Source organism: Vibrio sp. Vb1166 (genome assembly GCF_033338695.1).
In the GTDB taxonomy this organism is placed as follows: domain Bacteria; phylum Pseudomonadota; class Gammaproteobacteria; order Enterobacterales; family Vibrionaceae; genus Vibrio; species Vibrio alginolyticus.
On sequence record NZ_JAWOTE010000013.1, the window covers coordinates 38,384 to 51,664 of the forward strand.

General features: G+C 45.5%; 12 protein-coding genes. 11 read left to right on the forward strand and 1 reads right to left on the reverse strand.

From position 1 onward, the window contains the following. Positions 1–5 precede the first annotated feature (5 nt). The 9 genes from R7E51_RS14340 to R7E51_RS14380 all read left to right on the forward strand — a co-directional run bounded on the left by R7E51_RS14340 (position 6) and on the right by R7E51_RS14380 (position 10,209). Positions 6–1,145: an enoyl-CoA hydratase/isomerase family protein gene (locus R7E51_RS14340; RefSeq protein WP_017821198.1), complete on the forward strand. Its 1,140-nt coding sequence runs from the start codon at positions 6–8 to the stop codon at positions 1,143–1,145. An 11-nt stretch (positions 1,146–1,156) separates the two neighbouring features. Next, entirely contained in the window at positions 1,157–2,062 is a 906-nt protein-coding gene (gene mmsB / locus R7E51_RS14345) for a 3-hydroxyisobutyrate dehydrogenase (RefSeq protein ID WP_005375775.1), read from the forward strand. Positions 2,063–2,172: 110 nt separating this feature from the next. Next, positions 2,173–2,931, forward strand: a complete 759-nt coding sequence (locus R7E51_RS14350; protein WP_005375778.1) for an SDR family oxidoreductase — start codon at positions 2,173–2,175, stop codon at positions 2,929–2,931. A 798-nt stretch (positions 2,932–3,729) separates the two neighbouring features. Beyond that, positions 3,730–4,611 carry a ubiquinol oxidase subunit II gene (gene cyoA / locus R7E51_RS14355; protein WP_005388604.1) on the forward strand — a complete coding sequence of 294 codons (882 nt, stop codon included), beginning with the start codon at positions 3,730–3,732 and terminating at the stop codon, positions 4,609–4,611. Between the two features lie 5 nt (positions 4,612–4,616). Beyond that, a complete protein-coding gene (gene cyoB, locus R7E51_RS14360; protein WP_005375781.1) occupies positions 4,617–6,653 on the forward strand; it encodes a cytochrome o ubiquinol oxidase subunit I in 2,037 nt (678 codons plus the stop codon). Continuing rightward, positions 6,643–7,245, forward strand: coding sequence for a cytochrome o ubiquinol oxidase subunit III (cyoC, locus tag R7E51_RS14365; protein WP_005375782.1), 603 nt, complete (start codon positions 6,643–6,645; stop codon positions 7,243–7,245). The genes cyoB and cyoC overlap by 11 nt, the downstream gene beginning before the upstream one ends. Further along, entirely contained in the window at positions 7,245–7,556 is a 312-nt protein-coding gene (cyoD, locus tag R7E51_RS14370; RefSeq protein ID WP_005375783.1) for a cytochrome o ubiquinol oxidase subunit IV, read from the forward strand. Before cyoC ends, cyoD begins: the two co-directional genes overlap by 1 nt. Then, on the forward strand, positions 7,517–8,431 hold the full coding sequence (gene cyoE / locus R7E51_RS14375) for a heme o synthase (protein WP_017634257.1): 915 nt from the start codon (positions 7,517–7,519) through the stop codon (positions 8,429–8,431). The genes cyoD and cyoE overlap by 40 nt, the downstream gene beginning before the upstream one ends. 671 nt (positions 8,432–9,102) lie before the next feature. Beyond that, positions 9,103–10,209, forward strand: coding sequence for an NADH:flavin oxidoreductase (locus R7E51_RS14380; protein ID WP_017821199.1), 1,107 nt, complete (start codon positions 9,103–9,105; stop codon positions 10,207–10,209). 80 nt (positions 10,210–10,289) lie between these two features. On the opposite strand, the gene R7E51_RS14385 is transcribed toward R7E51_RS14380, so the two are convergent. Beyond that, on the reverse strand, positions 10,290–11,180 hold the full coding sequence (locus tag R7E51_RS14385; RefSeq protein ID WP_005375788.1) for a LysR family transcriptional regulator: 891 nt from the start codon (positions 11,178–11,180) through the stop codon (positions 10,290–10,292). 155 nt (positions 11,181–11,335) lie between these two features. Between R7E51_RS14385 and R7E51_RS14390 the strand changes: the two genes are divergently transcribed. Both R7E51_RS14390 and R7E51_RS14395 read left to right on the forward strand, forming a co-directional pair. Further along, positions 11,336–11,734 (forward strand): RidA family protein, encoded by a 399-nt coding sequence (locus tag R7E51_RS14390; protein WP_170893292.1) that lies wholly within the window; start codon positions 11,336–11,338, stop codon positions 11,732–11,734. 73 nt (positions 11,735–11,807) lie between these two features. Further along, entirely contained in the window at positions 11,808–13,268 is a 1,461-nt protein-coding gene (locus R7E51_RS14395) for an aldehyde dehydrogenase family protein (RefSeq protein WP_005375790.1), read from the forward strand. The last annotated feature ends 13 nt before the right edge of the window (positions 13,269–13,281 follow it).

Consider the following 13,281-nt stretch of genomic DNA (forward strand, 5'->3'; position numbering starts at 1 on the left):
GCCACATGGCAGGGATGGTAACCATTAGTGAAATAGAGTGCTTAGATGGCGTGCACCGCATTGGTATCGCAACGTTAGAAAACACCGCTTCATTGAATGCATTGACGTATGACATGTTGGTCCAACTCAACGATCAGCTTATCAAGTGGCAAGATGATCCACATATGGCTTGTGTGGTACTGACTGGCGCTGGAGAAAAAGCATTCTGTGCTGGTGGTGATGTTCGAGCTATGTATCACGTCATGCATAACGAGAGTAAAGAAAAAATCGTAGAGTTCTGTACGAACTATTTCTCGTTGGAGTATGAGTGTGACTATCTCATCCACACTTACAACAAACCCATTATCGGTTGGGGAGAAGGTATTGTCATGGGCGGTGGGATGGGGCTTTTTATGGGAACCAGCCATAAAGTTGTGACAACAACATCACGCCTTGCTATGCCAGAAATCAATATCGGACTGTATCCTGATGTGGGAGGTACGTGGTTTTTAAGCCAGATAGATCCGCAAGTGGGCTTATTCCTCGGATTGACAGGTTCAATGGTAAATTCAAGTGACGCTGTCACTATTGGTTTGGCCGATTGGTTACTGTTGGAAGAGCAGTATCCCACCTTACTGGATGAGCTAAAGCGGCTCCAGTGGGGCAAAGAAGATGCGAAAGAGTTGGTAACTGCGCTACTACAATTAATGGAAGAACAGGTTATTGATAGCAAACCAACCACGCAAATTTGTCCATACTTAGATCAGATAGAGGAAGCGTGCAAAGGCTTTGATCTTAATGCGATAGCACAGCGAATCATGGCTATCGACGGGAACAGTCAGTGGATAGAAAACGCGAAACAAACGTTCGCATCGGGCAGTCCGATCACCGCGCATATTTGCTTTAGACAAGTGAAAGAGTACCACAGCTTACCGCTTGCAGATTGCTTCCGTTTAGAGTTGAGTTTGTCGGTTCGCAGTGCCTTATTAGGTGAGTTTAAAGAGGGCGTCCGTTCTCGGCTCATTGACCGGGATGGCGAGCCGAGCTGGATATTTAACAGTGTCAGTGAAGTCGATGAAGATGTTATCGATACTTTGTTTACCTCGCTTTGGTCAGATAACGAGCATCCGCTTGCTAATTTGGGTGAACAAACACTAGGTCAATAAGGAGAATGATCATGAGTACCATCGCATTTATCGGTTTAGGAAGGATGGGGCATCCTATGGCGCAAAACTTACTCGCGTCTGGATTTAACGTGCAAGTATTCGATGTCGATAGCGAAGCCGCAAAGCAACTAGTACCTTTTGGTGCGGTGGTGGCGAGCTCTATCGAAGAGGTAGTAGATGGTGCTAGCACAGTCATCACGATGCTACCAGCAGGGTCTCACGTTCGTTCCGTGTATCTTGGTGACTTACACGGTGGCGTAGGTGTCCTCAATCTTGTCTCGCCAAGTACCTTGATGATTGATTGTTCAACCATTGATCCGGACTCTGCGCGATTAGTCGCCAATGAAGCGGCAAATAAACGCGTGTTGTTTGTCGACGCGCCCGTTTCGGGGGGCGTTGCTGGCGCTAAAGCGGCGACATTAACCTTTATTGTTGGTGGTTCGGATCAAGCGTTTTCTAAAGCCAATGCGATTTTGCAGTATATGGGAAAAAATGTTTTCCATGCTGGCAAAGCAGGCGATGGTCAAATGGCAAAAATCTGTAACAACCTTATGCTCGGCATTTTAATGTCTGGTACGTGCGAGGCATTAAACCTAGGTATCGATCATGGACTCGATCCAAAAGTGCTATCAAACATCATGCTGCAAAGCTCTGGCCGAAATTGGGCATTGGAGCTTTACAATCCTTGCCCAGGCGTGATGGACAGTGCGCCAGCCAGTCACGATTACCAACCGGGCTTTATGAGCAAACTCATGCTAAAAGATCTCGGCTTGGGGTTAGATGCGGCGTTACAAACACATTCTTCGGTTCCGATGGGGTCGTTAGCGCGCAACTTATATTCTTTCCACAACGCGAGCGGCCACGGCGAGCTCGATTTCTCAAGCTTATTTGAGTTATACAAGAGTAAGAAAGGCTAGACCGAGTTTTGTGACAAACCAGCCCGAGATGGTGACGTAAAATGCGCATCATTTCGGCCAACTTAGACTGGTTGAGGTATAGAACATTACGAGCTATGGAGTGCACCAATATGGACATAAAAAGTAGTGTTATTGCCATTACAGGAGCAGGGCAGGGGCTTGGGCAAATGATGGCCATTACCCTTGCTCAAGCTGGCGCTGATTTAGCGTTATTGGATGTAAACGCCAGTGGCTTAATGGAAACACAAGAGCAGTGTCGAATGCTGAGTGCGAAAGCGTTGACATATCAAGTGGATGTCACCAACGAAATCGATGTTGAAACCACGTTTGAAGCGATTATCCAAGATTTTGGTCAACTCAATGGGTTAGTCAATAACGCTGGCGTGTTAAGAGATGGGTTACTTGTAAAAGCAAAAGATGGCGTGATCAGTAAGATGTCTTTAGATCAATTCAATTTGGTCATGAACGTTAACGTGACAGGAACATTTTTGTGTGGGCGTGAAGCTGCCGTCAAGATGATTGAGAGTGGCTCCCAAGGCGTTATCATCAATATTTCTAGTGTTGCGAGAGCAGGGAATATCGGACAAACCAATTATTCTGCGTCAAAAGCGGCGGTCGCGACCATGGCGACAACATGGGCCCGTGAGCTCGCAAGATACGGTATTCGCGCGGCGGCGGTTGCACCAGGTGTAGTACACACCGCGATGGCAGAGCAAATGAAACCCGAAGCCATAGAGCGATTAGAAAAGATGATCCCAGTTGGCAGGATGGGCGAAACAAGCGAAATCGCGCATGCAGTAAAATACATTATTGAGAGTGATTACTTTACTGGCAGGGTTTTAGAAGTGGATGGCGGTATTCGTATGTAAGTGACTACTGAAATAAGGCTCTGATAGACCTGAATAATAAGTTTCTTTCCATTTCAGCATTTTCTATGTTGTGGAGTGCCAATTCTGCGCAACCCAAATGTATTTACAACTTATGTTTGGATTTACCTTGAGAATGATTTCTCACAATCCAATAAAGAGATGTAAATACCACTCAAATATTAAGTGAAATCATTAATTTGATGTTGATCACACTTTTGGTTTTTTAGTTTCCGCTTCTCATTAAGGCTATCTGCGTAAATGAAGTTGATAGTCAGTCTCATCAATTTTAAGTTTCAACTATTTGTTTTTAAATAATTAATTGTTGAAGCACGAGAAATTCGTGTTGAGGTTAATATTCTATTTAAAGTGTGTAACTTCCATTAATGGAAGGTTAGTTTCCAGTTGTGGCTAATGAGCTTTAACTTTTTACTCCTCATAATGCGCCAAATGTAACATAGTGTTTCAAAGTGTAACAATAAACTCACACTAAGAGTGTGGTTTTGATCTCCACTCAATTCCGTTTTGTTTCGCTCTGAACCCGACGTTACTCATGCTCAACACATAAACATTCTAATGACTATAACAACTGGTTCTTGGCTTGATACCAATCGTATCGTAGCAAATAACGGTTCATTCTAGCTGGTTAAATGCTTGATGACGAAGTTGAAAAATTGTAAGTAGAATAACTACTTATCGAAGTTTCTTCTTGTTCTCATACATTACCTCTGCGCAATTTGTGAGCTCTTATTTACTTTGATTGGCATCTGTTTTGAAACCAGACAACCATCGAGAAAGTTAATGGAAGCCTCAAGATATAAACGCATCTTGTCGAGGGGAAGTTTGGCGTCCGTCATACTTATGCTCTCAGGATGTAATTCAGCTTTACTTGACCCCAAAGGTGCCATTGGTGTGCAAGAAAAAGAGTTAATTATTACTGCTCTTTTGCTGATGTTGATCGTTGTAATCCCTGTGATTTTAATGACGATTTACTTCGCTTACCGATACCGCGCCTCTAATACTGAAGAAGAGTACGCACCCGAGTGGTCACACTCGACCAAAATCGAAGTGGTGGTATGGACAATTCCAATCATCATCATTGCGATTCTTGCGACGATCACATGGCGTTCGACTCATGAACTAGAGCCATCCAAACCTTTGGAAAGTGATGTTAAACCAATGACCATCGAAGTGGTGTCACTCGATTGGAAATGGTTGTTCATCTATCCAGAGGAAAACATTGCGACGGTGAACTATGTGGCGTTCCCGAAAGACGTGCCAGTGCAGTTCAAACTGACTTCGGACAACATCATGAACGCGTTTTTCATCCCTCGCTTAGGTACACAGATCTACGCGATGCCAGGAATGGTAACCAAGCTCAACCTCATAGCGAACCACGAAGGTGACTATAAGGGTTTTGCATCGAACTACAGCGGCGAAGGCTTTTCGCAAATGAAGTTCACAGCTTCAGCAATGTCTGATCGTGCTGCGTTCCTAAATTGGGTGCAGAAAGTGAAGGCGAGCCCTGATCGTATTGAAGATTGGGAGCAATACAGCTCACTGGCAGCGCCAAGTATCGCAGAGCCAGTCACTTTGTTCTCTAGCGTTCCTCCGTTCTTGTTCACCGACGTTGTGACTCAGCATCCTGGTTCAATGAACTGTTTGCCTGAAAACCAAGGATAATCGTAATGTTTGGAAGATTAACTCTTGATTCAGTTCCATTCCACGAACCTATTATCGTCATCACCCTAGCGGTTGTGGCGCTGGTTGGTTTAGCCGTAGTTTACGCGGTGACCAAAGCCGGAAAGTGGCAATATTTGTGGAATGAATGGTTTACTTCAGTAGACCATAAAAAACTTGGCTTCATGTACATCGCAGTAGCGATGGTGATGCTTGTTCGTGGTTTTGCTGACGCAGTCATGATGCGTAGTCAGCAACTCCTTTCTTCTGCGGGTGAAGCAGGTTACTTGCCACCGCATCACTACGATCAAATTTTTACTGCCCACGGCGTGATCATGATCTTTTTTGTAGCGATGCCATTGGTCATTGGTCTGATGAACATCATCGTGCCATTGCAGATTGGTGCGCGTGACGTAGCTTTCCCGTATCTGAATAACTTGAGCTTCTGGCTGTTTGTTGTAGGTGTCATCCTAACAAACATGTCTCTCGGCTTAGGTGAATTTGGTCGTACCGGCTGGTTGGCGTATCCGCCGCTTTCAGGTATTGAGGCTAGCCCAGGAGTCGGGGTCGACTATTGGATTTGGGCGCTGCAGATATCAGGTGTTGGTACGACGTTAACAGGCGTGAACTTCTTCGCGACCATTTTGCGTATGCGTACACCGTCTATGCCAATGATGAAGATGCCAGTTTTCACTTGGGCGTCTCTGTGTGCAAACATTTTGATCATCATTTCATTCCCAATCCTAACGGTGACTATCGCTCTGCTTACGCTGGATAGATACCTAGGCATGCACTTCTTTACCAATGATCTTGGCGGCAACGTAATGATGTACGTCAACCTGATTTGGGCTTGGGGTCACCCAGAAGTGTACATTTTGATCTTGCCAATTTTTGGTGTGTTCTCAGAAGTCACCGCAACCTTCTCACGTAAAAAGTTGTTCGGTTACACATCGCTAGTTTGGGCTACCGTAGTTATCACGATTCTTGCCTTTGTCGTTTGGCTACACCACTTCTTTACGATGGGGTCTGGCGCGAACGTAAATGCCTTCTTCGGTATTGCCACGATGATCATTTCTATCCCAACAGGGGTGAAGATCTTCAACTGGCTATTCACGATGTACAAAGGCCGCATCCGCTTTACGACGCCAATGATGTGGACGGTGGGCTTCCTTATCACCTTTACTGTTGGTGGTATGACGGGCGTACTAATGGCTGTTCCGGGCGCAGATTTCGTTCTGCATAACTCAGTATTCCTTATCGCTCACTTCCATAACGTAATCATTGGTGGTGTGGTGTTTGGATGTTTCGCTGCGATCACTTACTGGTTCCCGAAAGCGACCGGTTTCACCATGAATGAAACTTGGGGCAAACGCGCGTTCTATCTTTGGATTATTGGTTTCTTAATGGCGTTCTTACCGCTTTACGCGCTGGGCTTTATGGGGATGACTCGTCGTTTAAGCCAAGACATCAACCCAGAATACTTCCCACTGTTGTCGATTGCCGCAGCAGGTACGGTTGTGATTGCGCTGGGCGTATTGTCTCAGTTCATCCAAATTTACGTGAGTATCCGTGACCGCGAGCAAAACCGTGATTTAACTGGTGACCCGTGGGGTGGACGTACTCTTGAGTGGGCAACATCGTCTCCACCGCCGTTCTACAACTTTGCGCACCTACCAAAAGGTGATGTGCTGGATGCCTTCTGGTACCAGAAACAAAGTGGCGAGTTCGATCCAACTAAAGAAGTGGAATACGAACGTATTCATATGCCAAAAAACACTGCAACAGGCATCTACGTGTCGGCTTGGTCGCTCCTATTTGGCTTCGGCATGATTTGGTACATCTGGTGGCTAGCGGCGGCAAGTTTGGTCGGTATTATCGTGACGTGTATTCAGCATAGCTATAACGATGATGTGGATTACTACGTGGAAGTTGAAGAGATCAAAGCAATTGAGGCCGAACGTCGAGCTCAGCTTGAAGAAGCGAAGAAAAACTCAGTGAAAGACAGCGAAAGTAAAGATGATCTGGAGGTGACGTATGCAAACTAATATCGCAGCACATCACGACCATGATCACCACCATGACACGAATGGCAACAAGCTATTTGGCTTCTGGGTTTACCTGATGAGTGACTGTGTACTGTTTGCGACCTTGTTCGCGACTTACGCTGTGCTGTCGAGCAATTCAATTGCGGGCCCAACAGGTAAAGACATTTTCGAACTTCCATTCGTTTTTGTCGAAACCATGCTGCTGCTGTTTAGCAGTATCACATTTGGTTTTGGCATTATCGCGATGAAGCGCAACAACGTTGCTGGTCTCAAACGTTGGATGTTAGTCACGTTCGCGCTTGGTCTTGGCTTTATCTGTATGGAGGTCTATGAGTTCCATCACCTGATTGAAGAAGGCTATGGCCCACAAACAAGTGCATTCCTGTCGGCATTCTTTACGTTGGTTGGTACGCACGGCCTGCACGTAACCTTTGGTCTGATTTGGTTAGCGGTAGCGTACCATCAACTGTCGACGAAAGGTCTAAACGACAATATGGCAATGCGCTTTAACTGCTTAAGCCTATTCTGGCACTTTCTAGATATCGTTTGGATTTGTGTCTTTACCATCGTTTACTTACTGGGGGTAATGTAATGGATCAACATGTAGAAACCAGTTCGTCAGATTACGTGAAAGGCTTTATTGCCTCACTGATTCTGACGGTAATTCCGTTCTACTTTGTTTGGACGAAATCATTACCAGATACAACGACCTATGCGATTCTATTTGGATGTGCATTAGTGCAGATATTTGTTCACTTTAAATACTTCTTGCACATGGAAACAAAAACATCCGACGGACGTTGGAACCTTGTATCACTGATGTTTACCGCCATTGTTGTACTTATCCTTATCGCTGGCTCGGTATGGATCATCTACAACATGAACGTCAACATGAAGTTGTAGGTCAAGGTATGCTGAAAAGTTATTTGTCTATCACTAAACCGGGCATTATTTTCGGCAACCTGATTTCTGTTGCGGCGGGGTTCTTCCTCGCCGCAAAAACAGAACCAGCCAGTCTAATGTTGTTCGTTACGACGTTAGTTGGTGTTGGGTTAGTCATCGCTTCAGGTTGTGTGGTGAATAATATTTTCGATCGTGATATCGACCAAAAGATGGCACGTACACGAAATCGTGAAACAGTGAAAGGCAACATCAATATCGATATTGCGTTTGTTTATGCACTTGCTTTATTGCTGGTAGGAACCGCACTGTTATTTATCCGAGTGAACCCACTATCCGCTGTCGTCGTGTTGCTTGGCTACGTGTATTACGTGTTCTTTTACACGATGTGGTATAAACGTAACTCGGTGTATGGGACCTTAGTGGGAAGTATCTCAGGTGCAGTTCCGCCATTGGTGGGTTACTTAGCGGTAACAAACTTCATTAGCTTGGAAGCGATTTTACTCTTTACCATGTTCTGTCTCTGGCAAATGCCGCACTCGTATGCCATTGCCATGTTTCGCATGCAAGACTACCGAGAAGCTGGGATTCCCGTATTGCCAGTTAAAGAAGGTATTCATAAAGCGCATCGACACATGAAAGCGTATGTCGTGGCGTTTGGAGCAGTATCGTTGGGGTTATTTTTACTAGGTGAAGCCGGGTATGAATACTTAGCGGTTGCAGCGGTTGTTTGCTTTATGTGGACGAAAGTGACCTTTCGCAGCATTGATGACAACAACTACATCGCTTGGTCAAAGTCGGTGTTTAAAGTCTCACTGCTAGTGGTGATGGGGATCAGTGGTGTGCTTGGTGTCGAGTTGATTCCTCTAGCTCTGTAACAACCAAACCTAAGCGTTTGCTAAACGCCAATATCTTTTGCTGCTGAATGCATGAATGGCCTTACCTGGAAGTAAGGTCATTTAACTTTCTATTGTCCTTTATTTTCACTGTTTTTCCTGTTCCTCCTCTAGCTTCACTATCACGTATTCATATCTAAAAGCAAAAACAACCAGTGTGTAAAACATAGTGGATCGCGCGTTTCCGCTGACGCGTAATAATGCCAAGAGATAGCGACGATTAAGCCAAAAAGTATAAACAGCGCAATAACTCTACTTACCATATGAGAATTCAATATCGATAGTTTGTAATGTAAACATTGGGGGGAGTGCTAGTTCCCATGGCAGCATACAAACTAACAATGTGAATGTTTGAGTTGAATCACCAGCTAGCGAAATACAAAAGCTTTACGACTGAAAGTGGGTGACGAAGCATCTTAACTCCAGTGAAATGAACACGATTAAGAACCATCCTTTTACATAATCTAAAAACTCACTAAACCTTAACCCAGATTAAAGTTTTGTCGTCTCCGAGGCATTAAGGTGCGCCTGTAGTTTGCAGGTCTCAAGGATTCAGAGAAGGAACAGCCATACATCGTGTATCGCTGTTCCTTTTTCGTTCTTGTTTACTTGCGAAAAGATAAAACATAAAGACAACTTTAAGAGGACTGGTTTTGAGCATTTTGTTTTCCGAAGCCCGCATTGGCAACATGACCCTAAAGAACCGTTTTGTGCGAAGCGCAACGTGGGAGAACATGGCGACCGAAGATGGTCACATGACGGCAAAGCTTTACGATATTTACGAAACGCTTGCGAAAGGGGAAGTTGGGCTTATTGTTACGGGTTATGCCAATATCGTTGAAGAAGAGAAACCCAACGCAGGTATGATGGGGATCTACAACGACTCTTTTATTGAAGAATACAAAAAGCTAACAGAGCTAGTACATCAACAAGATTCTAAAATCGTGATGCAAATTGCTTACGGTGGCACCAAAACCACCCATAACGTCGGTGAGCGTGTCATCTTCGCTCCGAGTGACGTGCCTGAGCGTGGTACAAATACGCAAGGCAAAGCGATGACAAAGGACGAAATAGACTACATCGTAAAGGCATTCGCATTGGCGAGTAAACGTGCTCAAGACGCTGGTTTTGACGGAGTAGAGATTCATGCGGCGCACACTTATTTAATTAACCAGTTTTTAAGCCCGTACTATAATCGTCGCGAAGACGAATATGGTGGTGACTTAGAAAATCGCATGCGCTTTCTTTTAGAAATTTATTCTGAAACCAGAAAGCTGGTTGGAAGCGAATTTCCCATCCTCGTTAAACTGACGGCAACAGAGTTCTTTGACGGCGGTTTAACGTTCGATGAAACTCGCGTCGTCTGTAAGAAACTTGAAGAAATAGGCGTTGATGCGATCATCGTATCTGGCAATGTTCACGGCAAAGCAAACGAACTTGTTGGTCAAACGTTCGATGGTTACACACTACAAGAAGAAGGTTACTTTCACGAATATGGTCACGTGATCAGTCAGGACGTTAGTATACCGGTGATTACTGTCGGCGGGCTGAGCGACATTGATGCGATTGAGAAAATTGCAGAAAACACAGATATCCAATTTTTTGCTGTGTCACGCCCTTTATTGGCTGAGCCACAGTTGATCAAACGTTGGAAAGAAGGCAATCGCGCACCAGTAGATTGTGAGCGTTGCTCAAAGTGTCGTACCAAGCGTGGTAACTTTTGCGTGGTGTATAAGAACCGAAATCGTCGCAAAAAATAGAACGAAGCGAATACACAAATACAAATTAGCCTCCACTCTGAATATGGAGGCTTTTAATTATCCGCATGTTAATCGAACCATTATTTATCTTCTTTTTGATAGTTTAAATAATGCACACAAAGATCGTGAAATGCTTTAGCTTGAGGCGAGATCGTGCGATCGGTTAACGTAAATATACCAATTTGCCTTTCAAGTGGTGGATCGATAAGCGGAATCCAAACCAAGCGTGTTTCATTGGTTGGGAAAGCAAGCTTCGGTAGGGTCGTGACACCAATCCCAAGTTCTAAGACAGAAAACAGCGAAGTAATATTTTCGACCGAATAGAGCGCTTGCTGACTCAGAGCTCTTGCTGGGGTTGGATCGAGAAGTGTACAAGTGCCGTTACGGATAAAGGGTTGTTCCAACAAAGTTTGCCACTCGATTCCCTCTGGATGACTCGCAATAGGGTTGTCCTTTAAACACACCACGCCTATTGGATCAGCTAACAGCGGCGTAAAGTCAATGCCGCCCTCATCGAGGTGAGAGGGGTTACCGAGCGCTAAGTCGACCTCACCGGAGAGTAGGCGAGCCTCGACGCCCGCCGCGTTATCATCGATCAAGCTTACTTCTACATTTGGATACTGTTCGCAAAAGGCGCCCAACACGCTAGGAATGAGCTTTGCTGCAACAGAAGGAACGCTCGCAATTCGCACTCTCCCTTGCTGTCCGGCAGCGGCTGCTTTGAGATCGTTGTCTAGTGCACTGTAGATATTGAGAAACTGAACCACTTTGGGCAGACAAATTTCACCAAACGGGGTCAATTTGGTTTTGTTTCCGGGTTCAAACAGCGTTTGCCCTAGAATTTTTTCAAGCTCTTTTATCGATGTTGACAGTGCCGCCTGAGAACGATTTGCACGATGTGAAGCGGCTCGAAAGCCTCCTTCCTCGACTACCATCACAAAATGCATTAATTGTTGAAGCTTAATACTCATCCCTAATGCCTCTTAATCCCTTTATTTACGTTATTTTAAATAGAGTGATAAGTTTAATTTATCAAATGTCAAAAATTTACCGTTAGATTTATCGCCTGTCAATGTGCATCATTTAACCATATTGAAACAAAGCTGTTACAAAGGTTGAAAGGCACGTGAATACTCCTACTAAAAAACACCCAGTTAAAACCAGTCTATTTGCTTCTAAAGCGCCGCTTGAATGGGCGATTGTCAACAATGGAACTCTGTATACAGCACAAATTCCTATTGATGACACAGGCACGGTTGTTGAAGGTGGCATCGAAGCACAAACACGCCAAACCTTTAACAATCTCATTCACACCCTGGAGTGTGCAGGGGAGTCTTTGGACTCTGTATTGCAGGTCCTGATTTATGTGACTGACAGAGAATACTTAAAGACCGTTAACCAAGTGTACGCGGAATATTTTGAAGCACCTTACCCAAATCGCGCCGCCATGGTGGTTGCAGGGTTAGCGCGAGAAGAGATGTTGGTGGAGTTTGTCGTCTACGCGTCGGCAAGCCAACCAGAATAAATCCAATAAGAACAATTAGAGATCAGTGAGTGGGTGGCTTGCCATCACAAATCGGAAGAACAAGGAAAGAACCATGACTTTTATTAACAATGTTCAAGCAGAAAAATCCCTCTATATAGCGGGTGAGTGGCAATCGGGCATGGACACCATCGCCAATATTAACCCTTCTGATATCAGCGAAAACATTGGCGATTTCGCACAAGCGAGTGTGTCGCAAGTAGAGCAAGCGATTCAAGCGGCTAAATCAGCGCAGCCAGAGTGGGAAAAAACACCAATCGAGCGCAAGCAAGCAGTGCTACAAGCGATTGGTGATGAGCTCATTGCACGATGTGACGAATTGGGTACCTTACTTTCGCGTGAAGAAGGTAAGCCATTTGCTGAAGGTCGAGGTGAGATATACCGTGCTGGCCAATTCTTCCAATACTTTGCTGCTGAGGTTCTGCGTCAAATTGGCGATAACGCTGCTTCCGTCCGTCCAGGTGTCTCCGTTGAAGTTACTCGTGAAGCCGTCGGCGTTATCGCCATTATCTCTCCTTGGAACTTTCCAACAGCAACAGCGGCTTGGAAAATCGCGCCAGCACTTGCGTTTGGCAACAGCGTCGTCTGGAAGCCTGCCAACCTAACCCCAGCAAGTGCCGTTGCGCTGACAGAGATTATCCATCGCCAAGGTTTACCTGCCGGCACGTTTAACCTCGTTTTGGGTAGCGGTTCGCAAGTCGGTAATACCCTTATCAATTCGAAGGATGTGAACGGCGTGAGCTTCACTGGTTCTGTGGACACAGGCCGTAAAGTTGCAGCGGCAACGGCACCAAATTTTGTGCGTTGTCAGCTAGAGATGGGTAGCAAAAATGCGCTCGTAGTGGCAGATGATGCAGACATTCAAATTGCCGTTGAAGCGACAATCGCAGGCTCATTCTCGGGTGCAGGTCAAAAGTGCACCGCGTCTTCTCGTCTTGTGGTTATGGACGGAATTCACGACGCGTATGTTGAAGCGCTAATCCAACGCATGAGCGAACTTAAAGTGGGTCACGCACTGGAAGAGGGCGTGTTCATGGGCCCTGTGGTTGATGGTAACCAGCTGAATGCGAACTTTGAGTGGATCGAAAACGCACGCCAAGCAGGCGCGGAGCTGGCTTTCGGTGGTGAGCGTCTGAGCCTAGAGCATGACGGTTACTACATGTCACCAACTCTGTTTTTAAATACACAGAATGGCTGGGAAGTGAACCAAGAAGAAGTCTTTGCGCCAATGGCGAGCGTGATTCGCGTTTCTGATCTGGATGAGGCAATTGCAGTCGCGAACGATACGCGCTTTGGCCTGACAGGCGGCATTATCACGCAAAGCTTGCGTAATAGCGCGATCTTCAAACAGCAAGTCCAAACGGGCTGCGTCATGGTTAACTTGCCAACTGCGGGTACAGATTATCACGTTCCATTTGGTGGCCGTAAAGAATCTAGCTTTGGTCCTCGTGAGCAAGGTCAGTACGCCAAAGAGTTCTACACCGTAGTGAAAACCGCTTATCAGCGTCCTTACTAAGATCGACAGGGTA

Coding starts and splice junctions, on each gene's coding strand:
- R7E51_RS14340 (WP_017821198.1), top strand. CDS start 6: ATGGCAGGGATGGTAACCATTAGTGAAATAGAGTGCTTAGATGGCGTG.
- R7E51_RS14350 (WP_005375778.1), top strand. CDS start 2,173: ATGGACATAAAAAGTAGTGTTATTGCCATTACAGGAGCAGGGCAGGGG.
- cyoA (WP_005388604.1), top strand. CDS start 3,730: ATGGAAGCCTCAAGATATAAACGCATCTTGTCGAGGGGAAGTTTGGCG.
- mmsB (WP_005375775.1), top strand. CDS start 1,157: ATGAGTACCATCGCATTTATCGGTTTAGGAAGGATGGGGCATCCTATG.
- cyoD (WP_005375783.1), top strand. CDS start 7,245: ATGGATCAACATGTAGAAACCAGTTCGTCAGATTACGTGAAAGGCTTT.
- R7E51_RS14395 (WP_005375790.1), top strand. CDS start 11,808: ATGACTTTTATTAACAATGTTCAAGCAGAAAAATCCCTCTATATAGCG.
- R7E51_RS14385 (WP_005375788.1), bottom strand. CDS start 11,180: ATGAGTATTAAGCTTCAACAATTAATGCATTTTGTGATGGTAGTCGAG.
- cyoC (WP_005375782.1), top strand. CDS start 6,643: ATGCAAACTAATATCGCAGCACATCACGACCATGATCACCACCATGAC.
- cyoB (WP_005375781.1), top strand. CDS start 4,617: ATGTTTGGAAGATTAACTCTTGATTCAGTTCCATTCCACGAACCTATT.
- cyoE (WP_017634257.1), top strand. CDS start 7,517: ATGGATCATCTACAACATGAACGTCAACATGAAGTTGTAGGTCAAGGT.